Below are 21,641 nucleotides of genomic sequence, written 5' to 3' on the forward strand. Positions count from 1 at the left end.
TCCAGACATCAAAGCCTTCGTTCCGTGTCAGGGTAAAGCGTACGCCAATCGGGCAGCCGCGGCGGCTGCGCGTTTGCTGGTTTTTGCCTGTGCGGACGAGGCTGATACGGGGCAGGGAACGCGCTGCGGCGGCGCGTGCGACAAGATGCAGAGGGGTGCGGCGGCGCAAGCGGCTGTAGCGTTTAATGGACCGGTTTCTGTCAAACACGGTGAGCAGGATCGATGCGAAGGGGCGGGTGTCCGTTCCCGCGCATTTCCGTGCCGTCGTGCAGAAGCGCGGCTATTCGGAACTCTATGCGCTGCGCTGCCTGGACCTGCCGGCGATGGATGTCGGCGGGCTCGACCTGCTCGACCGCTACGAGCAGCGCATAGCGCTCGAGGATCCCTTCCTGCAGACGGCGGACGATATGTCGTTCTTCTGCCATGGCGACGGAACCTTCTTGAAACTCGACCAGGACGGCCGCATCACGATGAGCGATTTCCTTCGCGAACACACCGGCATCTCGGCGGAAGTGGCCTTTGTCGGGCGCGGCAATTTCTTTCAGATCTGGGAGCCGGGACGGCTTGCCGCCTATGGGGCGCAGGCGCGGGCACGGCTTTTGCAGCTTCGGCAGGGGACGAAGCCTGGGGAGCGACCGGAATGACGGCAGGCCACGGCGATGACCTTCCTCGCGCCGTAGATGGGCACGCCGTTGGCGGATCGGCCCGCCACATTCCGGTCCTCCTTGCCGAAGTGCTCGAAGCACTGGCGCCGGCGCAGGGCGACCTCATCATCGACGGCACGTTCGGCGCCGGCGGCTACACCAGGGCCATTCTGGCGACAGGCGCCTCCGTGGTGGCGATCGACCGCGATCCGGATGCCATTGCGGCCGGGCGCGATCTTGAAGTGCAGTCGGGTGGTCGGCTGCGGCTGGTGCAGGCGCCGTTCTCGACGCTGGACGAACATGTCGAGAGCGCCGACGGGATCGTGCTCGACATCGGCGTGTCCTCGATGCAGCTCGACCAGGCGGAGCGCGGGTTTTCGTTCCGCGCCGACGGGCCGCTCGACATGCGCATGGCGCAATCGGGCCTCAGCGCCGCCGACGTCGTCAATTCCTTCAAGCCGGGCGATCTTGCCCGCATCTTCGGCTTCCTTGGCGAGGAGCGCCATGCCGGACGCATTGCCCGCATGATCGAGGCGCGCCGCGAAAAGCGCCCGTTCGAGCGCACGTTGGAACTCGCCGACGCCATCGAGACGCATATCGGCCGGGCGCCGAAGGACAAGATCCATCCGGCGACGCGCGTCTTCCAGGCGCTGCGCATTTTTGTCAATGACGAGCTTGGCGAACTGGCCAAGGCCCTGTTTGCGGCCGAACGCGCTCTGAAGCCGGGCGGACGGCTCGCCGTGGTCACCTTCCATTCTCTGGAAGACCGCATCGTCAAGCGTTTCATCGCCGACCGGGCCGATGTCGCGACCGGCTCGCGTCACCTGCCCGAGGCGCATGCGCGCACCGCGACGTTCCGCAAGTCGGGCGGCGGCGTGACGGCCGGCGATGCCGAGGTGGCGACCAATCCGCGCGCCCGTTCGGCCAGGCTGCGCGCGGCGGTCCGCACCGAGGCGCCGGCGCGCGGCAGCGACTTTTCGATTTTCGGCCTTCCAAAGCTTCCCGGTATCGACCGGCCGGGGGAGAGGTAGCTAAGTGTTTCGTACCAGCGACATTGTCCTGATCGCCGTCATGGTTGCGGTCGCGGCCCTTACCTACAAGGCCAAGCGCGAGGCCGAGGAACAATTGGCCGCCGTGCAGAAGATCCATGCGCAGATACGCTATGAGGAGGACACGATCGACCTGCTCAAGGCCGACTGGAGCCTGCTTACCCAGCCGTCGCGGCTGCAGAAGCTCGCCGAACTCTACAAGTCGCAGCTCGAACTCGAGCCGGTCAGCGCCCGCCAGATCGGCGGTGTCGGCGACCTGCCGGCCAAATCCCTTGACATCCAGGACATCTTGTCGGGACGCCAGGGCGGCATGGCTGATAGTTCGGGCGGCAAGGCGCCGTCGGACGGCAGGGATCCCGTGGTGACCGGAGGCATCGCCCAATGATCGGTAAACTGCTGAAACGTCGCGCTAGGACGAGTGAAGATGGATCGATCGTGGTCGAGGGCGCCCGCAAGGCGACCGGCGGCAAGGGCAGGACGCGCATCGTCATGACGATGGCGGTGTTCTTCGGCATCTTCTCGACCATATCAGGGCGGCTGGTCTATCTCGGCTTCCAGACCCCCGATATGTCGGGCGGTCCGCAGAGCCGGGTGACGGCATCGCGGCCCGACATCGTCGACCGCAACGGCGAAGTGTTGGCCACGGACATCAAGACGGCGTCGCTGTTTGCAGAACCACGCCGGATTGTCGACGCCGACGAGGCGATCGAGAAGCTGTCGACGGTGCTTCCCGACATCGATTATGAGCAGACCTACCATAAGCTGAAGAGCGGCGCCGGTTTCGTCTGGCTGCAGCGGCAGCTGACGCCCAAGCAACAGTCCGACATCATGCAGCTCGGCATTCCCGGTTTCGGCTTCCGCACCGAAAAGCGCCGCTTCTATCCGAGCGGCGAGACCTCGTCCTACATTGTCGGGCTCACCAACATCGACAACCAGGGCATCTCCGGCATGGAGAAATATGTCGACGAGCAGGGGCTGAGCGACCTGCAGGCGTCGGGCCTTGCCATTGCCAAGGATCTCAAGCCGGTAAAGCTTTCGATCGATCTGCGCGTGCAGCATGTCGTGCGCGACGAGATCGCCGCCGGCCTGGAGCGCTATCGTGCCATGGGCACCGGCGCCGTTGTGCTCAACGTCAAGACCGGCGAAGTGGTGGCCATGGCCTCGGTGCCGGATTTTGATCCGAACAATCCCTACAACGCACAAGACAAGGACCGGCTGAATCGCATGTCGGCGGGCCTCTACGAGATGGGTTCGACCTTCAAGAGCTTCACCTCAGCCATGGCGCTCGATTCCGGCAAAGCGACGATGGCGAGCCGCTTCGATGCTTCGCATCCAATCCGGGTCGGCCATCAGGCCATTCACGATTTCCACGGCAAGAACCGTGTGCTGTCGTTGCCGGAGGTGTTCCTCTACTCGTCCAACATCGGGTCGGCCAGGGAAGCCGAGATGGTCGGCATCGAGGGGCATCGCGAATTCCTGCATCGCCTTGGCATTCTGGACAGGATGCAGACCGAATTGCCGGAGACTGCCCGTCCGACTGAACCGAAGGTCTGGAAACAGGTCAATTCATTCACCATCGCCTTCGGCCATGGCGTGTCGACGACGCCGCTGCAAGCGGCTGTGGGCTGCGCGGCGTTGATGAATGGCGGTTTCCTGATGAACCCCACCTTTCTGGTGCGGACGCAGGCGGAAGCGATGGCCACCGCCAAGAGAGTGGTGAGCGAAAAGACCGTCGAAGGCATGCGCTACCTCTATTCGCTCAATGCCGAAAAGGGCTCTGCCAGAAACGCCAGAGTCCCCGGCTACCGCGTTGGCGGCAAGACCGGAACCGCCGAGAAGGTCATCAATGGCCGCTACTCGAAGGACTTGAATTTCAACACCTTCGTCGCCGCCTTCCCGATGGACGATCCGCAGTATCTGGTGTTTACCATTGCCGATGCCCCGCACCCGGAAAAGCCCGGCATGACGGATGTCGCGGCTGCGAATGCTGGGGTTATGGCCGGCAATATCATCAGGCGTTCAGCTGCCATGCTTGGCGTGAAGCCAGATTTCAGCCATGAAAATGGTGCAACGCTGGTTTCCTATCAGTGATTCTTAGGGCGCGCCGGCAACAGCGCGCTATTTTGTTGCGGTGAACGGGACTCGATGAAGCTCAGAGATCTAGCCGGTATCCTGCCCGTCGAGGGAATAGCTTCCGTCGATCTGGAGGTTACAGGGATTTCTTCGGATTCCCGCGAGGTAAAAGCGGACGTTGTCTTTTTTGCGCTCGCCGGAACCAAGGCCGACGGTGCCGTTTATGCCGCAGATGCCGCCGCGCGCGGTGCGGCCGCGATCGTGGCGGGCAAGGGCAGCACCATTGCCGGACTCCCGGTTCCGGTGCTGGCGGTCGACGATCCGCGCCTGGCGCTGGCGCAGAGTGCGGCACGCTATTTCGGCAAGCAGCCTGAGATCATGGTCGCGGTGACCGGCACCAGCGGCAAGACCTCGGTCGCAGCCTTCACCAGGCAGATCTGGGAGCAAGCCGGTTATGCCGCCGCTTCGATCGGCACCACCGGCGTGGTGGCGCCTGGGCGCAACGACTATGGTTCGCTGACGACACCCGATCCGGTCGCCCTGCATCAATTGCTGCGGGAATTGGCCGATGCCGGCGTCACCCACGCCTCGATGGAAGCCTCCAGCCATGGGCTCGACCAGCGCCGCCTCGACGGCGTGAAGCTGGCCGCCGGCGGCTTCACCAATCTCGGCCGCGACCATATGGATTATCATCCGACCATCGAGGATTATCACCGCGCCAAACTGCGCCTGTTCGACACGTTGCTGCCGAAGGGCGCGCCGGCCGTGATCTTCGCCGACGATCCATGGTCGGCGCCGACGACCGTGGCCGCAAAGGCTGCCGGGCTCAATGTGCTGACGGTCGGCCGCCATGGCGACTTCCTCAGGCTGAAACGGGTCGAGCACGAACGCCACCGCCAGCGGGCCGAAGTCGAGGCCGACGGCGTGCTCTACGAGATCGACCTGCCGCTGGCCGGTGATTTCCAGATTTCGAACGCGCTGGTTTCGGCGGGTCTTGCCATTTCCACGGGAACACCTGTCGCCAAGGCCTTGATGGCGTTGGAGAAACTGAAGGGCGCGCCGGGCCGGCTCGACCTCGTCGGCACCACCGGCAATGGCGCGCCGGTCTATGTCGACTATGCCCACAAGCCGGACGCGCTTGAAAACGTGCTGGCCTCGGTGCGGCCGTTCACCACCGGCCGCGTCATCGTCGTGTTCGGCTGCGGCGGCGACCGCGACCGGGGAAAAAGGCCGATCATGGGCGAAATCGCGACGCGGCTTGCCGATGTCGTCATCGTCACCGACGATAATCCGCGCTCCGAAGTGCCGGAAACGATCCGTGCCGCTATTTTGGCCGGTGCTCCAGGTGCCATCGAGATCGGCGACCGGCGCCAGGCGATCCACGAAGCGGTCGCCATGCTGCATGCCGGCGACACGCTGATCGTGGCCGGTAAGGGCCACGAGGAAGGCCAGACGATCGGCTCCGAGACCTTGCATTTCTCCGATCATGAGGAAGTCCGCGCGGCACTCACGGAGCGTGCAGCATGAGCTTGCTGTGGACCTCTGAAGCGCTGGTTGCCGCCATGGACGGGCGGCCGCTCGGGCCGATGCCGGATGGCATTTCAGGCATTTCGATCGACAGCCGCAGCCTGCAGCCGGGCGACGCCTTCTTCGCCATCAAGGGCGAGGCGATGGACGGCCATGACTTCGCAACCGCCGCCATCAAGGCTGGCGCTGGCGTGCTGGTGGTGGCCGAAGGCAAGCTGCCGTCGCTCGGCCGGCTGACAGCGCCGATCATCGTCGTCGAGGACGTGCTGGTCGCGCTGGAAAAGCTTGGAGTTGCATCGCGCGCCCGCTCGAGCGCGAAAATCATCGCTGTGACCGGTTCGGCCGGCAAGACCACCACCAAGGAAGCGCTGCGCCATGTGCTGCAAGCCGTAGGCAAGGTGCATGCCTCGGCGCAGTCCTTCAACAATCACTGGGGCGTGCCGCTGACCTTGGCGCGGATGCCTGATGATTGCGACTATGCCGTGTTCGAGATCGGCATGAACCATCCCGACGAGATCCGTCCGCTGGTCAAGATGGTGAGGCCGCATGTCGCCATCGTCACCATGATCGCGGCGGCGCATCTCGGCTTTTTCCGTAATCTGGACGAGATCGCCAAGGCCAAGGCCGAGATTTTCGAGGGGCTGGAGCCCGAGGGGGCCGCCGTCCTCAACCGCGACGATGCCCGCTTCAAGCTGCTCGACAAGATGGCCCATGCCGCCGGTGTCGAGCACGTCTACGGCTTCGGCGAGAATGCGCGCTCTACCTTCAAGCTCACCAAATGCGAACTGCATGCCGATCATTCCGACATCATCGCCAGGATCGGCGGCCACGAAGTGCCGGCGCGGATCGGCGCGCCCGGCCGCCATATGGTGCAGAACGTGCTGGCGGTGCTGGGTGCGGCGCATCTGGTCGGCGCCGATCTCGACAAGGTTGCTTCAGCACTGGCCGATCTCTCCGCCGAGCGCGGGCGCGGCAAGCGCCATGTGCTGCGCCATCCCGGTGGCTCGACTTCGAGCCACCCCGGTGGACTGATCACGCTGATCGACGAAAGCTACAACGCCAATCCGGCATCGATGGCTGCAGCCATGGCGTTGCTCAACGCGACGCCGGTGACGGGCGAGGGCCGCCGCATCGCCGTGCTCGGCGACATGCTCGAACTCGGCGACCATTCGACCAAGCTGCATGCGGCCCTTGCCGATCTCATCGTCGGCACGGGCACGCAGACCGTTTTTCTTGGCGGCCCGGAAATGCGGGCGCTGGCCGAAGCGCTGCCGGCTGAGATCAAGACGGAATACCGCGCCGGTGTCGAGGAGCTGAAGCCGGTGCTGCTTGCCGCGCTCAAGCCGGGTGACGTGGTGATGATCAAATCGTCGAAGGGCATCGGTTTTGCAAAACTGGTCGATGCGCTGCTGGGCAAATTCCCGGCTGAATCGACAACCAGAAAACAGACCTAGGTCGGGGGACTAAAGCGCATGTTCACACTGCTCGTCGATTTTGCGGACAAGGTCTCGGTCTTCAATGTCTTCCGCTACATCACCTTCCGCACCGGTGGGGCGCTGATCACGTCGGCGCTGATCGTCTTCATCTTTGGACCGACCATCATCAATTCGCTGCGGCTGCGGCAAGGCAAGGGCCAGCCGATCCGCGCCGACGGACCGCAGACACATTTCAAGAAGGCCGGTACGCCGACCATGGGCGGGCTGATGATCCTGTCGGGCATCATCGGCTCGTCGCTTTTGTGGGCGAACCTGTCGAGCATCTATGTCTGGGTGGTGCTGCTGGTGACGCTGGGCTTCGGCTCGATCGGCTTTTACGACGACTATCTGAAGGTCACCAAGCAGTCGCATCTCGGCTTTTCCGGCAAGGCACGGCTGGCGCTGGAATTCGTCATCGCCGGCATCGCCGCCTGGGTGATCATGCACAATGGCCAGGCGCCGTTCTCGTCGTCGCTGACTTTTCCCTTCGCCAAGGAATTCATCGTCAATCTCGGCTGGTTTTTCATTCCGTTCTCCTGCTTCGTCATCGTCGGCGCCGGCAATGCGGTGAACCTGACCGACGGCCTTGACGGCCTGGCGATCGTGCCGATCATGATCGCGGCTGCCTCCTTCGGCGTCATCGCCTATCTCTCCGGCAACGCCGTGTTCGCCGAATATCTGCAGATCCATTTCGTGCCCGGCACCGGTGAACTGGCGGTCGTGCTCGGCGCGGTCATCGGCGCTGGCCTCGGCTTCCTCTGGTTCAACGCGCCGCCGGCGGCGATCTTCATGGGCGACACCGGATCGCTGGCCATGGGCGGCCTGATCGGCACCGTCGCGGTCGCCACCAAGCATGAGATCGTGCTGGTCATCGTCGGCGGATTGTTCGTCGTCGAAATCCTGTCCGTCATCATCCAGGTCGGCTACTTCAAGATGACCGGCAAGCGGGTGTTCCTGATGGCGCCGATCCACCATCATTTCGAAAAGCTCGGCTGGACCGAAAGCCAGGTGGTGATCCGCTTCTGGATCATCGCCGTCATCCTGGCGCTGGTCGGCCTGTCGACCCTCAAGCTGAGATAGGAAGCCCTTTGATCCCCGCCGCATCCTTTTCAGGCAAGCGCGTTTCGCTCTTCGGGCTTGGTGGCTCGGGGATCGCGACGGCGCGCGCGCTGATCGAGGGCGGCGCGGACGTGCTGGCCTGGGACGACAATCCCGACAGTGTGGCCAAGGCCGCCATTGCCGGTATCGCGACCGCTGATTTGCGCGGCGCCGACTGGGCGAAATTCTCGGCCTTCGTGCTGTCGCCTGGTGTGCCGCTGACGCATCCCAAGCCGCATTGGACGGTGGAACTGGCGCGCGGCTCAGGCGTCGAGATCATCGGCGACATCGAGCTTTTCTGCCGCGAGCGAATGCTGAGCGCGCCAAATTCGCCTTTCATCGCCATCACCGGCACCAACGGCAAGTCGACGACGACCGCGCTGACCGCGCACATCCTGAAAGCCGCGGGACGCGATGCCCAGATGGGCGGCAATATCGGCCGCGCGGTGATGACGCTCGATCCGCCCGAGCCCGATCGGCACTATGTCGTCGAATGTTCGTCCTACCAGATCGACCTCGCGCCCTCGATCAATCCGACGGCCGGCATCCTGCTCAATCTGACGCCCGATCATCTCGACCGCCACGGCACCATGCAGCACTACGCCGCGATCAAGGAGCGGCTGGTGGCCGGCAGCGAGACGGCGATCGTCGGCATCGACGATTCCTGGTGCGCGCAGATTGCCGAGCGGCTGGAGCGGGCGGGGCGGCATGTCATCCGCATTTCCAAGCGCCTGCCGCTGACCGACGGCTATTTCGCCGATGGCAGCAATTTGATGGAAGCTGTGCACGGCCGTTACAGCCGTGTCGCCTTCCTCGAAGGCATCGGCTCCTTGCGTGGCCAGCACAATGCCCAGAACGCTCTGGCTGCGGTCGCCGCTTGCCTCAAGGTCGGGCTGGAGCTTGGCGAGATCCAGTCGGGGCTGGAAAGCTTTCCCGGCCTCGCGCACCGCATGGAGCAGGTGGGCCGCAAGGACCATGTGCTGTTCATCAACGATTCCAAGGCGACCAATGCCGATGCTGCGGCGCCGGCGCTGTCCAGCTTCGCGCGCATCTACTGGATCGCCGGCGGCCTGCCCAAGGAAGGCGGCATCGAACCCTTGCGCGGCTTCTTCCCGCGCATCGCCAAGGCCTATCTGATCGGCGAGGCAGCGCCGGCGTTTTCGGCGACGCTGGGCGAGGCCGTGCCCTACGAGATTTCAGGCACGCTGGCCGCGGCGGTCGAGCACGCCGCGCATGATGCGGCTAAGGACGACAGCGGCGAGGCGGTGGTGCTGCTGTCGCCGGCCTGCGCCAGCTTCGACCAGTTCAAGAATTTCGAAGTTCGCGGCGAAGCCTTCAGGCAAGCTGCGAATGCTATCGAGGGTGTGAAACCCATCGGAGGGGCACGATAATGCAGAGCCGTCTCGACAAAAGTCCGGTTGCGACCTGGTGGTGGACGATCGATCGCTGGTTCCTGGCGGCGTTCCTGTCGCTGATGGGCCTGGGTATCGTGCTGTCCTTCGCGGCGAGCCCGGCGGTCGCCGAACGCATCGGCCTCGACAGTTTCCACTTCGCCACCAGGCAGATCATCTTCACCGTACCGGCGCTCGGCGTGATGCTGGCTGTATCGTTCCTCGATTCCAGGCAGATCCGGCGGATGGCGCTGATCATGCTGTGCCTGATGCTGGTGCTGATGGTGGCGGTGCTCTACATCGGCGTCGAGGTGAAGGGCGCACGCCGCTGGGTGTCGCTTGCCGGCCTGTCGATCCAGCCGTCGGAATTTTTGAAACCAGCCTTCGTCATCATGTGCGCCTGGCTTTTCGCTGAGCACAAGCGCCAGCCCGACATTCCCGGCAATCTGTTCGCCATGTTGCTGCTGGTACTGGTCGTGTCGCTGCTGGTGGCGCAACCGGATCTCGGCCAGACCATGCTGACGACCGGCACCTGGGGCATCATGTTTTTCATGGCCGGGCTGCCCTGGCTGTGGATCGTTGCGCTGGGTGCCGCCGGCGTCGGCGGCGTTTTCGCCGCCTATACGGTGTTCCCGCACGTTGCCTTGCGCATCGACAAGTTTCTTACCGGCGAAGGCGACACATTCCAGGTCGATATGGGACGCGACGCGCTGATCAATGGCGGCTGGTTTGGCGTCGGACCAGGTGAGGGCACAGTCAAGCGCGTTATTCCCGACAGCCATGCCGACTTCGTCTTCTCGGTCGCAGGCGAAGAGTTCGGGCTGATCATGTGCTTCTTCATCATGTCGATATTCGCCTTCATCGTGCTGCGCGGCCTCAACACGGCGCTGAAGGAGCATGACGATTTCACCCGCTATGCGGTCGGCGGCCTCGTCACCGTCTTCGGCCTGCAGGCGGTCATCAACATGTGCGTCAACCTCCAGCTTGTGCCGGCCAAGGGCATGACGCTGCCGTTCATCTCCTATGGCGGCTCCTCGCAGATCGCCATCGCCATCTCGATGGGGATGGTGCTGGCGCTGACACGCAAGCGGCCGGAAAAGCGCAAGCAGATGGGCTTTGGCCTGTCGCAACGCGCCGTGCCGGCGGAGTGATATGGCCAGAGGCGTCATCCTTCTCGCGGCAGGCGGCACCGGTGGGCATCTTTTCCCGGCCGAGGCGCTGGCGCACGAGCTGAACGAGCGCGGCTGGTCGGTGCACCTGGCAACCGACGACCGTGCCGAGCGTTTCGCCGGCCATTTTCCGGCCGCTGCCGTCCACCCGATCCAGTCGGCGACGATGGGCTCGAAAAACCCTTTTGCCCTGCTTGGTGCCTTCTGGAAAATCTGGCGCGGCGTGCGCCAGGCTTCTGCCGTCATCGCCAGGATCAAGCCGGATGCCGTCGTCGGCTTCGGCGGCTATCCGACCTTGCCGCCGCTCTACGCGGCGACACGGCGCAAGGTACCGACCCTGATCCATGAGCAGAACGCGGTGATGGGGCGCGCCAACCGGGCGCTGGCCGGCCGTGTCGACGCGATCGCCGGCGGCTTCCTGCCGCAGGACAGCAGTGCTGCCGGGGTCAAGACGGTGACGACGGGCAATCCGGTCCGGCCTGCGGTGCTGGAAGCGGCCAAGACTGCCTATGCGGCATCTGCCGGGGATCAACCGTTCCGCCTGCTGGTTTTTGGCGGCAGCCAGGGCGCCCAATTCTTTTCCGATGCCGTGCCGGGAGCCATTGCGCTGCTTTCCAACGCCCAGCGCAAACGGCTGGTCATTACCCAACAAGCGCGCGCCGATGACGTGGCGCGGGTCAAGGCGGCCTATGCCACCCTTGGCGTCGCCGTCGAGGTCTCGCCCTTCTTCACCGACATGGCGGCACGCATGGCGGCCGCTCATCTGGTGATCTCGCGTTCCGGCGCCTCGACCGTCTCGGAGATCGCCGTCATCGGCCGGCCGGCGCTGCTGGTGCCTTACCCCCATGCGCTCGATCACGATCAGGCGGCGAACGCGGCGGCCCTTGCCGCTGCCGGCGGCGGCGAAGTGCATCCGCAATCCTCGCTCTCGTCCGAACGCATCGCAGCGCTTGTCGGCGGGCTGATGGACGACCCCGATCGGCTGACGGCGATGGCGGCGGGTGCGAAATCGGCCGGCAGGCCGGACGCGGCACGGTTGCTCGCCGATCTTACAGAGGCTATTGCGTCCAAAAAAACCGTTTCGGATTTCAGGAAGGGGACGCAAGCATGAAGATGCCGCAGACCATCGGCCTTGTGCATTTCATCGGCATTGGCGGCATCGGCATGAGCGGCATTGCCGAAGTGCTGCACAATCTCGGCTACAAGGTGCAAGGGTCCGACCAGGCCGAAAGCGCCAATGTGCAGCGGCTGCGCGACAAGGGCATTGAATGCTTCGTCGGCCATAGGGCCGAGAATCTCGGCGATGCCGAGGTGGTAGTCGTCTCGACGGCGATCAAGAAATCCAACCCTGAGCTGAAGGCCGCGCGCGAAAAGCTGCTGCCGATCGTGCGCCGGGCCGAGATGCTGGCCGAACTGATGCGCTTTCGCCAGGCGGTGGCGATCGGCGGCACGCATGGCAAGACGACGACGACCTCGATGGTGGCGACCTTGCTCGATGCGGGCGGGCTCGATCCGACCGTGATCAATGGCGGCATCATCAATGCCTACGGCACCAACGCCCGCATGGGCGACGGCGAATGGATGGTGGTCGAGGCCGACGAGAGCGACGGCACCTTCCTGAAACTGCCGGCCGAGATCGCGGTCGTCACCAACATCGACCCCGAGCATCTTGACCACTATGGCAGCTTCGACAAGGTGCGCGAGGCGTTCCGCCAGTTTGTCGAGAACGTACCGTTCTACGGTTTTGGCGTGATGTGCACCGATCACCCCGAAGTGCAGGCGCTGGTCAGCCGCATCGAGGACCGCCGGGTCATCACCTATGGCGAGAATGCGCAGGCCGACGTGCGCTTTACCAATCACCGCATGTCAGGTGCCATTTCGGAATTCGACGTGGTGATCCGCGACCGCAAGACCGGCGGCCAGACTGTCATAGCAGGCCTGCGCCTGCCGATGCCCGGCCGTCACAACGTCTCCAACGCGACGGCAGCAATCGCGGTCGCGCACGAACTCGGCCTGTCGGCCGAGGCGATCAAGAAGGGCCTGTCGTCCTTCGCCGGCGTCAAGCGCCGCTTCACCCATACCGGTTCGTGGGACGGCGTCGAAATATTCGACGATTACGGCCACCATCCGGTCGAGATCTCGGCGGTGCTGAAGGCGGCGCGCAGCGCCACCCAGGGTCGTGTCATCGCCATTGCCCAGCCGCATCGCTTCACCCGGCTGCATGATCTGTTCAACGAGTTTTCCACCTGCTTCAACGACGCCGACACAGTAATGGTGGCGCCGGTCTACGCGGCCGGCGAAGAGCCGATCGACGGCGTCAGCTCGGACGCGCTGGTGTCGCGCATCCGCGCCGGCGGTCATCGCGACGCGCGCTACATCGAGGGCCCGGCGGCGATTGCGCCCATCGTCCGTGATCTGGCCAAGCCGGGCGATTTCGTCGTCTTCCTTGGAGCCGGCAACATCACCCAATGGGCCTATGCGTTGCCCAAGGAGCTTGGCGGGACCGTCTCATGATGCACGGCCAGGCCCTGATCGACAGACTTGGCGACCGGCTTGCCGGCCTGCGTGGCCGCCTGACGCCGAACGCCGAGATGGACAAGATCACCTGGTTCCGTGCCGGGGGGCTGGCTGAAGCGTTGTTCCAGCCGGCCGATGAGGAGGACCTTGCCGCGTTCCTGAAAGCCGTTCCCGAAGAGATACCGCTGACGGTCGTCGGCGTCGGCTCCAACCTTCTGGTCCGCGATGGCGGCATCGAGGGCTTTGTCATTCGGCTTTCGGCCAAGGGCTTCGGCGATGCCGAGGTGATTTCGCCAATCAGGATCAAGGCGGGAGCTGCGACCCCCGACAAGCGCGTCGCAGCGGTGGCGCTCGAGGCCGGCATTGGCGGCTTTCATTTCTACCACGGCATTCCGGGTGCAATCGGCGGTGCGCTGCGAATGAATGCCGGCGCCAATGGCGTCGAGACGCGCGAGCGCGTCATCGAAGTGCGAGCACTCGATCGCAAGGGCAATGTGCAGACGCTGAGCAATGCCGATATGGGATACGCCTATCGCCATTCGGCGGCTCCCTCCGGGCTGATCTTCACCTCCGCCGTGTTCGAAGGCTTTGCCGAGGACAGGGCGACCATCAAGGCTGCGATGGAGGCCGTGCAGAACCATCGTGAGACCGTGCAGCCGATCCGCGAGAAGACCGGCGGCTCGACCTTCAAGAATCCCGACGGCACATCGGCCTGGAAGGAGATCGACAAAGCGGGCTGCCGCGGCCTGATGATCGGCGGCGCGCAGATGTCGCCGATGCATTGCAACTTCATGATCAACACCGGAACCGCGACCGGCTACGACCTTGAATATCTCGGCGAGACGGTGCGCACGCGGGTGCTGGAGAATTCCGGTATCCGGCTGCAATGGGAAATCAAGCGCATCGGCAATTTCCGGCCAGGGCATGCCGTTCAGGAGTTTCTCGGGCAGCTCCTTTAAGGTGCGCTGATATTCAGGTGATGCTCCGCTCCGGTTCTCGAAAGCCATCGTTTTCGACTCGGCCTGACCTGAATCTCAACACACCTAGCGCGTGTTGAAGTTCATGTGATGCATGAACTTCAACGAGGCGAAAAACGGTCCGCGACCGTTGCCGCAAAGACTCAACGACACGCTTTTCGCATCCATTTTCTTAGAAAGTGAATCTCTCGGAATCGTAAGCACTTGCCAGTGAATCAACTCTCTGATTCTCTGCTCGAAAGCGTTTCCTGATTTGAGTCGTTCGACGCGTTTTCAGCGTTTTCCGTCTGGGGGGCAACCTGCCGGGAGACTCTGACTCAATGTTGCGGAAAATCTGGTTTTGGTCCGCCGTGAGAGAGGGGATGCCGGGGAATGAAAAACAAGCATGTGGCCGTCCTGCTGGGTGGTTTTTCGTCCGAGCGGCCCGTGTCCCTGTCCTCCGGAAAGGCTTGCGCCGATGAGCTTGAGAAGGAAGGTTACCAGGTCACCCGCGTCGATGTCGGGCGCGATGTCGGCTCCGTGCTTGCCGAGCTCAAGCCCGATGTCGCCTTCAATGCGCTGCACGGCCCTTTTGGTGAGGATGGCACCATCCAGGGCATCCTCGAATATCTCGGCATTCCCTACACCCATTCCGGCGTGCTCGCCTCGGCTCTGGCCATGAACAAGGAGCAGGCCAAACGGGTTGCCAAGTCGGTCGGCATCGTGGTCGCCGAATCGAAGGTCGCCAGCCGCTTCGCCATCCAGAACAAGCATCCGATGAAGCCGCCCTATGTGGTCAAGCCAGTCAATGAGGGCTCAAGCTTCGGCGTCGTCATCGTGCATGAAGGTCAGTCGCATCCGCCGCAGGTTCTTGGCTCGTCGGAATGGAAATATGGCGATACCGTCATGGTCGAGCGCTACATTCACGGCAGGGAGCTGACCTGCGCGGTGATGGGCGATGTGGCGCTGGGGGTCTGCGAGATCATCCCGACCGGCCATTCCTTCTACGACTATGATTCAAAATATGTCGCCGGGGGATCAAAGCACGAATGCCCCGCAAAAGTTTCACCGAATATTTACCAAAAAATACAAACACTGGCGCTCAAGGCTCACCAAGCGATCGGCTGTCGGGGCGTTTCCCGGTCGGACTTCCGTTATGACGATCGGCATTCCGAAAACGGCGAGATTGTCTGGCTCGAGGTCAACACCCAGCCGGGTATGACGCCGACGTCCTTGGTGCCTGAAATCGCCGCCCAGGCCGGGCACTCGTTTGGCGATTTGTTGAGTTGGATGGTGGAGGACGCTTCGTGTCTGCGTTGAAATGGGGACAGGGTAGGGAGAGGGGCGCGGCCGGTCCGGCGCTGTTCGGCCTGTCGTTGCCGTTGGACCATTTCGTGCTGCCGCGGATGCTGCGCCGCCCGGTGCGCATTATGGCGCGCCTCGGTGTCGGGGAATTCCAGGCGCCGCGCTTTTCCGCGGCCATGATGTCGGCCATGCTGATTTTCTCGAGCAGTGCCTATGGCGCCTATCTCGGCGGTCATGTCGACGGTATCGTGCAGAGCATCGCCGCCCGTACCGGATTTGCCGTCGATCAGGTCAAGGTGGTGGGCAATCGCCAGACTTCGGAAATCGATATACTCGACAGGCTTGAACTCGACGGCTGGACGTCGCTGATCGGCTTTAATGCCGAGGCCGCGCGGGAACGAATTGCGACCTTGCCGTGGATCGAGGTCGCGGCGGTGCGCAAGGTCTATCCGCATACGCTGGAAGTGCGTGTCGAGGAGCGTGAGGCTTTCGCGCTCTGGCAGCAGGGTGACGAGCTTTCGGTCATCGAGAGGAATGGCGCCATGATCGCGCCGTTCTCGGGCGGCAAGCAGGTGCTTCTGCCGCTGCTGATCGGCACCGGCGCGCCGGCGAGCGCGCCCGATTTCCTGGCCAAGGTCGAAAAATATCCCGAGCTCGCGAACCGGATCAAAGGTTATATCCGTGTCGGCGAACGGCGCTGGGACCTGAAGCTGGACAATGGCATCACCATCAAGCTTCCCGAGGACGACGAGGATCAGGCGCTCGCCGAACTCGTGAAGATGGATCATGACAACGGTTTGCTGTCGCGCGACATCGCCGCCGTCGACATGCGCCTGACGGACCGGCTGGTCGTGCAGTTGACGGCGGAAGCGGCGACGCAGCGCGAAGCCGCCCTCAACGAGAAACCCAAGAGCCTGAAGCGCAAGCCGGAGACGAAGATATGAGCTGGCTTGGCAGTCCTGGCGATGCCGCGTCGCGCCGGTCTGGCACCCTGACGGTGCTGGATGTCGGTTCGAGCAAGGTCTGCTGCATGGTGGCCAAGCTCAAGCCGTGCGATGACGGCAAGCTGCTGCGCGGCCGTTCGCACCGGATCCAGGTGATCGGCATCGGCCATCAGAAGTCGCAAGGCGTGAAGTCGGGTGTCGTGGTCGATCTCGACAGGGCGGAGCATGCCATCCGCCTTTCCGTCGACGCAGCCGAGCGCATGGCCGGGCTGACGGTTGATTCGCTGATCGTCAACATGACGGCCGGCCGGCTGAAGAGCGAAGCCTTCTCCGCCACCATCAATCTTGGCGGCCACGAGGCCGACGAGGCCGACATCAAGCGCGTTCTCGGTGCTGGCGCCAAGCAGGCGCTGAAGGCCGAGCGCGAAGTGATCCATTCGCTTCCCGTCGGCTTCTCGCTGGATGCCGAACGCGGCGTGCGCGATCCGCGCGGCATGGTCGGCGACGCACTCGGCGTCGACATGCATGTGCTGACCGGCGACGCCGCGCCGATGCGCAATCTGGAGCTGTCCATCAACCGTTCGCATCTGTCGGTCGAGCGCATGGTGGCGACGCCCTATGCCAGCGGGCTGGCGGCGCTGGTCGACGACGAGCTGGAAATGGGTGCGGCCTGCATCGACATGGGCGGCGGCACGACGACGATCTCGGTGTTTTCGGAAGGCAAGTTCGTCCATGGCGACGCCATCGCCATCGGCGGCAACCATGTCACGCTGGACATGGCCAAGGGGCTGTCGACCTCGCTTGATGCCGCCGAACGGCTGAAGGTGATGCATGGTTCGGCGCTGCCCGGCAGCGCCGACGATCGCGACCTGGTCTCGATCCAGCCGATCGGCGACGATGGCGACGTGCCCTTGCAGATCCCGCGCTCGGTGATGACGCGCATCGTGCGCGCCCGCATCGACGAGACGCTCGAACTGCTGCGCGACCGGCTGAACAAGTCCGGCTATGGTAATGCAGTGGGCAAGCGTGTGGTTCTTACCGGCGGCGCCAGCCAGCTTGCCGGCCTGCCGGAGGCGGCGCGCCGCATCCTGGGACGAAATGTGCGCATCGGCCGCCCGCTCGGCGTGGCCGGCCTGCCGGAAGCGGCGAAGGGGCCGGCCTTCTCGGCCGCGGTGGGGCTTCTGATCTACCCGCAGATGGCGAGCTTCGAGAGCCATCCGGCGAAAGGAATTTCCGGTCTCAAAATGACCGGAACGGGCGGAAAACTGCATCGCATGAGTCAGTGGTTGAGAGACAGTTTCTAAAATTGACGGGGACAGCCCCATAGGCGGCCGCGGCGGCGAAGCGGCGTGAAAGGCAAAGGACGGAGACAATGACCATCAATCTGCAAAAGCCGGACATCACCGAGCTTAAGCCGCGCATCACCGTGTTCGGTGTCGGCGGCGGCGGCGGCAATGCCGTCAACAACATGATCACCGCCGGTTTGCGCGGCGTCGAGTTCGTGGTGGCCAACACCGACGCGCAGGCGCTGACCATGTCGAAGGCAGGCCGCCTGATCCAGCTCGGCGCTCACGTCACCGAGGGGCTCGGTGCGGGATCGCAGCCGGAAGTCGGCCGTGCGGCGGCGGAAGAGTGCATCGATGAAATCCTCGATCACCTGACCAACACCCATATGTGCTTCGTGACAGCCGGTATGGGCGGCGGCACCGGCACCGGTGCTGCTCCCGTCGTTGCCCGCGCAGCGCGCGAAAAGGGCATCCTCACCGTCGGCGTCGTCACCAAGCCGTTCCACTTCGAAGGCCAGCGCCGCATGAAGACCGCGGACTTCGGCATCGAGGAATTGCAGAAATGCGTCGATACGCTGATCGTCATCCCCAACCAGAACCTGTTCCGGCTGGCCAATGACAAGACCACCTTCGCCGATGCCTTCGCCATGGCCGACCAGGTGCTCTATTCCGGTGTCGCCTGCATCACCGACCTGATGGTCAAGGAAGGCCTGATCAATCTCGACTTCGCCGACGTGCGTTCGGTCATGCGCGAGATGGGCAAGGCGATGATGGGCACCGGCGAAGCTTCGGGCGAGGGCCGCGCGATGGCCGCCGCCGAAGCGGCGATCGCCAACCCGCTGCTCGACGAGACCTCGATGAAGGGCGCCAAGGGCCTGCTGATCTCGATCACGGGCGGTCGCGACCTGACGCTGTTCGAAGTCGACGAAGCGGCGACCCGTATCCGCGAGGAAGTCGACCAGGACGCCAACATCATCCTGGGCGCCACTTTCGACGAGGAACTCGAAGGCGTCATCCGCGTCTCGGTGGTTGCCACCGGCATCGACAAATCGGCGGCTGAAATCGCCGCTGCGCCGATCTCGATCCGCACGGCGCCTCCGAAGCCGGTCAGCCGCCCGGCGGCTCAGATCGCGGAGGCTCGCCCGGCGCCTGTTCAGCAGGCGGCCTACGAGCCACGCGCTGTCGACCCTGTCGCCGAAGCCATCCAACTGGCCGAAGCCAATGCCGCGGCGATGGCGCAGGCGCGCCCGGCTCCTGTCGCTCACACAGAAGATTTCCGCCCACAGAGCAAGATCTTCCAGGCGCCGCCAGCACAGCCGATGCCGCAGCCGGTGGTCCAGCAGATGCAGCCGGCCCCGCAGCCGCGCGAGATGCTGCGCGAAGCCCCGCAGCCTATTGCCATGGCACCTCAGCGTATGCCGCGCGTCGAGGACTTCCCGCCCGTCGTCAAGGCCGAGGTGGATGCCAAGAGCCGCCCGGTTGACCACGAGAACAACAGCGGACCGATGGGCCTGCTGAAGCGCCTGACCAACGGACTGACCCGCCGCGAGGAAGAACCCGCAAGGCTGCAGCCGGCGCAGCCGCGCGAGCCCAAGCTGCGCCAGGCCGCGCCCGAAGTGCGCCGCCTCGCCAGCCAGGATGCGCAGCTCTATGCGCCACGCCGTGGCCAACTCGACGATCAGGGCCGCCTGACGCCGCAGGTGAGGACGACTCAGGAAGACGATCAGCTGGAGATTCCGGCGTTCCTGCGCCGCCAGGCCAACTGATTGGTAAACGGACTGTAACATTTGTTAACAGGCAAGCGAGGAATCGCTTGCCTGTTAACGTTTTAAATGATGTGATTTCAACCACTTACAAAGTCGCACCCATTCCAGTTCGCGGTTACACAGAGTAAGAAACCGTGATTTGGAGTCTCCCTGACGGGACATTATCTTCGCTGCCTACCATCATCGGCTTGCCGGGATTTCGGGGGAAGTCGCCCTGCCAGCCGATTCACACAAGAGCCGCGCCCTCGGGCTGGAGAAGCGGACCTAGGCATTACGGGCTTATGGGGATTGTCTTGCACGACTATCAGACGACATTGAAGACGCGCGCGTCGCTTACCGGCACCGGCGTCCACAGCGGCAAGGAAGTGTCCATCAGCTTCATGCCGGCGGATGCCGACACCGGCATCGTTTTCCAGCTTTTCAACGGTGCCGAGCAGGGCCGCGAGTTTCGTGCCCTGGTCTCGGAAGTCGGCGCCACCGACCTGTGCACCATGCTTGGTGATCCCGCCGGCGAGCATATCGCCACGGTCGAGCACATCATGGCGGCGCTGTTTGGGCTCGGCATCGACAATGTCGCTGTCGAGATCGACGGTTCCGAGGTTCCGATCTTCGATGGCAGCGCCATGGCGTTCGTCGAAGCCATCGACCAGGCGGGCATCGAGACGCTTTCGGTCAAGCGCCGCTATATCAGGGTCATCAAGCCGGTCCGCATCGAGAACGGCGCCTCGTGGGCGGAGTTTCGGCCCTATGACGGAACCCGTTTCGAGATCGAGATCGACTTCGAAAGCCCGGCGATCGGCCGTCAGCTGTTTGCCTCCGACCTCAATGCCGATATTTTCCGTCGCGACATCGCGCGCGCCCGCACCTTCGGCTTCATGAAGGATGTCGAGCGGCTGTGGGCTGCAGGCTATGCGCTCGGCTCCTCGCTGGAGAATTCGCTGGTGATCGGCGACGACAACCGCGTCATCAATATGGGCGGCCTGCGCTATCCCAACGAATTCGTGCGCCATAAAACGCTGGACGCCATGGGCGACCTGGCGCTGGCCGGCGCCCGCTTCATCGGCTGCTTCCGCTCCTATCGCGGCGGCCACAGGATGAATGCCGCGGCCCTGCGCCGCCTGCTGTCGGATCGCACGGCGTTCGAGATCGTCGAGACGACGCGCCGGGAGCGTGGCCGCAGCGCCGAGATGAACGCCGTCAACGCGCCGCTCTACGCGCCCTGGATGATCTGATTTTCCCAGTTTTTTCGGGTTCCATGGGGGATTGCGTGTGTTGCAGGAATGCACCACCCGCCAGTGAAATTGCATTGATGTCCAAGCTGCGTCCGGCCGCCACAAAAATGTGCGATTGGCCGGAGATAGCGTTGCCGGGCAAGGCGGTTATGGTTTATGGCTGCTGCCGTCGATTAGTGCATGTCGTTCAAAAGTGGGGACCAGTTTTGAAACAATGGCATGCAACTGGCATTGAAATAGCGCCGAAAGGGCGAGATCCAATCATGTTCTTCAAGCGAGTTGGTCAATTGAAAGCACCGCAGAGGGCCGTTTTCCTGGCGCTTTCAGTAGTTGTTCCATCGCTCTTCCTGTCGGCCTGCATGTCGTCGGAGAAAGATATCGACCTGTCGACCTATGTCGACCAGACCGAGCCGGCCGATGTTCTCTACAACCAGGGCCTTGCCAATCTCAATGCCGGGCGCCTGCAGGAGGCGAGCCGCAAGTTCGACGCCGTCGACCGCCAGCATCCCTATTCGGAATGGGCCCGCAAATCGATGGTGATGGGCGCTTTCGCCGACTATCGCCAGGGCAATTACGACGAGGCGATCGGCTCGGCCAAGCGTTATCTCACGCTTTACCCGTCGACCGATGACGCTGCTTATGCGCAGTACATCATCGGCTTGAGCTACTACCGCCAGATCAAGGACGTGACGCAGGACCAGAAGGAAGCGCGTCAGACCGTCCAGACGATGCAGGATCTGGTCACCCGCTGGCCGACATCGGAATATGTCGACGACGCCAAGGAAAAGATCCGCTTCGCCAACGATCAGTTGGCAGGCAAGGAGATGCAGATCGGCCGCTACTATCTCGAGCGGCGTGAATACATCGCCGCCGTCAAGCGCTTCCGCACCGTGGTCGAGAACTATTCCAACACGCGCCATGTCGAGGAGGCGCTCGCACGTCTGACCGAAAGCTATTACGCGATGGGTCTGACTTCGGAGGCGCAGACGGCCGCCGCGGTGCTCGGCACCAACTACCCTGACAGCTCGTGGTACAAGGATTCCTACAAGCTGTTGCAGAGCAATGGGCTTGCACCGCGCGAAAATGCAGGGTCGTGGATATCCAAGGCCGGAAAGATGATCACCGGCGCCTGACGTATGAGCATCGACTGAAGCGTTCACAGCGCTTTTCGGATTGATCCGGTGCTCAAACAAAAAGATAGTGCGGCGC

18 protein-coding genes are annotated in these 21,641 nt (G+C 63.5%); all 18 read left to right on the forward strand.

All coding sequences use genetic code 11. From position 1 onward, the window contains the following. Positions 1–185: 185 nt before the first annotated feature. The 18 genes from mraZ to A9K65_RS17115 all read left to right on the forward strand — a co-directional run bounded on the left by mraZ (position 186) and on the right by A9K65_RS17115 (position 21,565). A complete protein-coding gene (gene mraZ, locus A9K65_RS17030; protein ID WP_013530948.1) occupies positions 186–644 on the forward strand; it encodes a division/cell wall cluster transcriptional repressor MraZ in 459 nt (152 codons plus the stop codon). Continuing rightward, positions 641–1,675: a 16S rRNA (cytosine(1402)-N(4))-methyltransferase RsmH gene (gene rsmH / locus A9K65_RS17035; protein ID WP_064993826.1), complete on the forward strand. Its 1,035-nt coding sequence runs from the start codon at positions 641–643 to the stop codon at positions 1,673–1,675. The genes mraZ and rsmH overlap by 4 nt, the downstream gene beginning before the upstream one ends. Positions 1,676–1,679: 4 nt before the next feature. Then, positions 1,680–2,078 carry a hypothetical protein gene (locus A9K65_RS17040; RefSeq protein ID WP_013530950.1) on the forward strand — a complete coding sequence of 133 codons (399 nt, stop codon included), beginning with the start codon at positions 1,680–1,682 and terminating at the stop codon, positions 2,076–2,078. Further along, positions 2,075–3,784 (forward strand): penicillin-binding protein 2, encoded by a 1,710-nt coding sequence (locus tag A9K65_RS17045; RefSeq protein ID WP_013530951.1) that lies wholly within the window; start codon positions 2,075–2,077, stop codon positions 3,782–3,784. Before A9K65_RS17040 ends, A9K65_RS17045 begins: the two co-directional genes overlap by 4 nt. A gap of 54 nt (positions 3,785–3,838) precedes the next feature. Then, positions 3,839–5,293 (forward strand): UDP-N-acetylmuramoyl-L-alanyl-D-glutamate--2,6-diaminopimelate ligase, encoded by a 1,455-nt coding sequence (locus A9K65_RS17050; protein ID WP_064993825.1) that lies wholly within the window; start codon positions 3,839–3,841, stop codon positions 5,291–5,293. Then, the gene (locus tag A9K65_RS17055) at positions 5,290–6,747 is read left to right on the forward strand and encodes a UDP-N-acetylmuramoylalanyl-D-glutamyl-2,6-diaminopimelate--D-alanyl-D-alanine ligase (RefSeq protein WP_064993824.1); all 1,458 of its coding nucleotides are present in this window, start codon (positions 5,290–5,292) and stop codon (positions 6,745–6,747) included. Before A9K65_RS17050 ends, A9K65_RS17055 begins: the two co-directional genes overlap by 4 nt. Before the next feature lie 18 nt (positions 6,748–6,765). After that, positions 6,766–7,848: a phospho-N-acetylmuramoyl-pentapeptide-transferase gene (gene mraY, locus A9K65_RS17060; RefSeq protein ID WP_013530954.1), complete on the forward strand. Its 1,083-nt coding sequence runs from the start codon at positions 6,766–6,768 to the stop codon at positions 7,846–7,848. An 8-nt stretch (positions 7,849–7,856) separates the two neighbouring features. After that, positions 7,857–9,257: a UDP-N-acetylmuramoyl-L-alanine--D-glutamate ligase gene (murD, locus tag A9K65_RS17065; protein ID WP_064993823.1), complete on the forward strand. Its 1,401-nt coding sequence runs from the start codon at positions 7,857–7,859 to the stop codon at positions 9,255–9,257. Continuing rightward, entirely contained in the window at positions 9,257–10,408 is a 1,152-nt protein-coding gene (gene ftsW / locus A9K65_RS17070) for a putative lipid II flippase FtsW (RefSeq protein WP_013530956.1), read from the forward strand. The genes murD and ftsW overlap by 1 nt, the downstream gene beginning before the upstream one ends. 1 nt (position 10,409) lies before the next feature. Next, entirely contained in the window at positions 10,410–11,537 is a 1,128-nt protein-coding gene (gene murG, locus A9K65_RS17075) for an undecaprenyldiphospho-muramoylpentapeptide beta-N-acetylglucosaminyltransferase (protein WP_064993822.1), read from the forward strand. Then, positions 11,534–12,940: a UDP-N-acetylmuramate--L-alanine ligase gene (murC, locus tag A9K65_RS17080; protein ID WP_013530958.1), complete on the forward strand. Its 1,407-nt coding sequence runs from the start codon at positions 11,534–11,536 to the stop codon at positions 12,938–12,940. Before murG ends, murC begins: the two co-directional genes overlap by 4 nt. Further along, on the forward strand, positions 12,937–13,902 hold the full coding sequence (gene murB, locus A9K65_RS17085; RefSeq protein WP_013530959.1) for a UDP-N-acetylmuramate dehydrogenase: 966 nt from the start codon (positions 12,937–12,939) through the stop codon (positions 13,900–13,902). Before murC ends, murB begins: the two co-directional genes overlap by 4 nt. Before the next feature lie 390 nt (positions 13,903–14,292). Then, entirely contained in the window at positions 14,293–15,219 is a 927-nt protein-coding gene (locus A9K65_RS17090; RefSeq protein WP_064993821.1) for a D-alanine--D-alanine ligase, read from the forward strand. Next, entirely contained in the window at positions 15,207–16,148 is a 942-nt protein-coding gene (locus A9K65_RS17095) for a cell division protein FtsQ/DivIB (RefSeq protein WP_064993820.1), read from the forward strand. The genes A9K65_RS17090 and A9K65_RS17095 overlap by 13 nt, the downstream gene beginning before the upstream one ends. After that, positions 16,145–17,452, forward strand: coding sequence for a cell division protein FtsA (ftsA, locus tag A9K65_RS17100; RefSeq protein ID WP_013530962.1), 1,308 nt, complete (start codon positions 16,145–16,147; stop codon positions 17,450–17,452). The genes A9K65_RS17095 and ftsA overlap by 4 nt, the downstream gene beginning before the upstream one ends. Before the next feature lie 68 nt (positions 17,453–17,520). Continuing rightward, positions 17,521–19,200: a cell division protein FtsZ gene (ftsZ, locus tag A9K65_RS17105; protein WP_064993819.1), complete on the forward strand. Its 1,680-nt coding sequence runs from the start codon at positions 17,521–17,523 to the stop codon at positions 19,198–19,200. Between the two features lie 281 nt (positions 19,201–19,481). Beyond that, on the forward strand, positions 19,482–20,432 hold the full coding sequence (gene lpxC, locus A9K65_RS17110) for a UDP-3-O-acyl-N-acetylglucosamine deacetylase (RefSeq protein WP_013530964.1): 951 nt from the start codon (positions 19,482–19,484) through the stop codon (positions 20,430–20,432). 263 nt (positions 20,433–20,695) lie between these two features. Next, positions 20,696–21,565 carry an outer membrane protein assembly factor BamD gene (locus A9K65_RS17115; RefSeq protein ID WP_013530965.1) on the forward strand — a complete coding sequence of 290 codons (870 nt, stop codon included), beginning with the start codon at positions 20,696–20,698 and terminating at the stop codon, positions 21,563–21,565. The last annotated feature ends 76 nt before the right edge of the window (positions 21,566–21,641 follow it).

Source organism: Mesorhizobium sp. WSM1497 (assembly GCF_001672455.2).
In the GTDB taxonomy this organism is placed as follows: domain Bacteria; phylum Pseudomonadota; class Alphaproteobacteria; order Rhizobiales; family Rhizobiaceae; genus Mesorhizobium; species Mesorhizobium ciceri.

Excerpts from the sequence above, each read along its gene's own strand:
- mraZ (WP_013530948.1), top strand. The coding sequence starts at position 186 with ATGGACCGGTTTCTGTCAAACACGGTGAGCAGGATCGATGCGAAGGGG.
- ftsW (WP_013530956.1), top strand. The coding sequence starts at position 9,257 with ATGCAGAGCCGTCTCGACAAAAGTCCGGTTGCGACCTGGTGGTGGACG.
- A9K65_RS17090 (WP_064993821.1), top strand. The coding sequence starts at position 14,293 with ATGAAAAACAAGCATGTGGCCGTCCTGCTGGGTGGTTTTTCGTCCGAG.
- A9K65_RS17055 (WP_064993824.1), top strand. The coding sequence starts at position 5,290 with ATGAGCTTGCTGTGGACCTCTGAAGCGCTGGTTGCCGCCATGGACGGG.
- mraY (WP_013530954.1), top strand. The coding sequence starts at position 6,766 with ATGTTCACACTGCTCGTCGATTTTGCGGACAAGGTCTCGGTCTTCAAT.
- lpxC (WP_013530964.1), top strand. The coding sequence starts at position 19,482 with ATGGGGATTGTCTTGCACGACTATCAGACGACATTGAAGACGCGCGCG.
- A9K65_RS17115 (WP_013530965.1), top strand. The coding sequence starts at position 20,696 with ATGTTCTTCAAGCGAGTTGGTCAATTGAAAGCACCGCAGAGGGCCGTT.
- murB (WP_013530959.1), top strand. The coding sequence starts at position 12,937 with ATGATGCACGGCCAGGCCCTGATCGACAGACTTGGCGACCGGCTTGCC.
- rsmH (WP_064993826.1), top strand. The coding sequence starts at position 641 with ATGACGGCAGGCCACGGCGATGACCTTCCTCGCGCCGTAGATGGGCAC.
- ftsA (WP_013530962.1), top strand. The coding sequence starts at position 16,145 with ATGAGCTGGCTTGGCAGTCCTGGCGATGCCGCGTCGCGCCGGTCTGGC.
- murG (WP_064993822.1), top strand. The coding sequence starts at position 10,410 with ATGGCCAGAGGCGTCATCCTTCTCGCGGCAGGCGGCACCGGTGGGCAT.
- A9K65_RS17045 (WP_013530951.1), top strand. The coding sequence starts at position 2,075 with ATGATCGGTAAACTGCTGAAACGTCGCGCTAGGACGAGTGAAGATGGA.
- murC (WP_013530958.1), top strand. The coding sequence starts at position 11,534 with ATGAAGATGCCGCAGACCATCGGCCTTGTGCATTTCATCGGCATTGGC.
- A9K65_RS17050 (WP_064993825.1), top strand. The coding sequence starts at position 3,839 with ATGAAGCTCAGAGATCTAGCCGGTATCCTGCCCGTCGAGGGAATAGCT.
- ftsZ (WP_064993819.1), top strand. The coding sequence starts at position 17,521 with ATGACCATCAATCTGCAAAAGCCGGACATCACCGAGCTTAAGCCGCGC.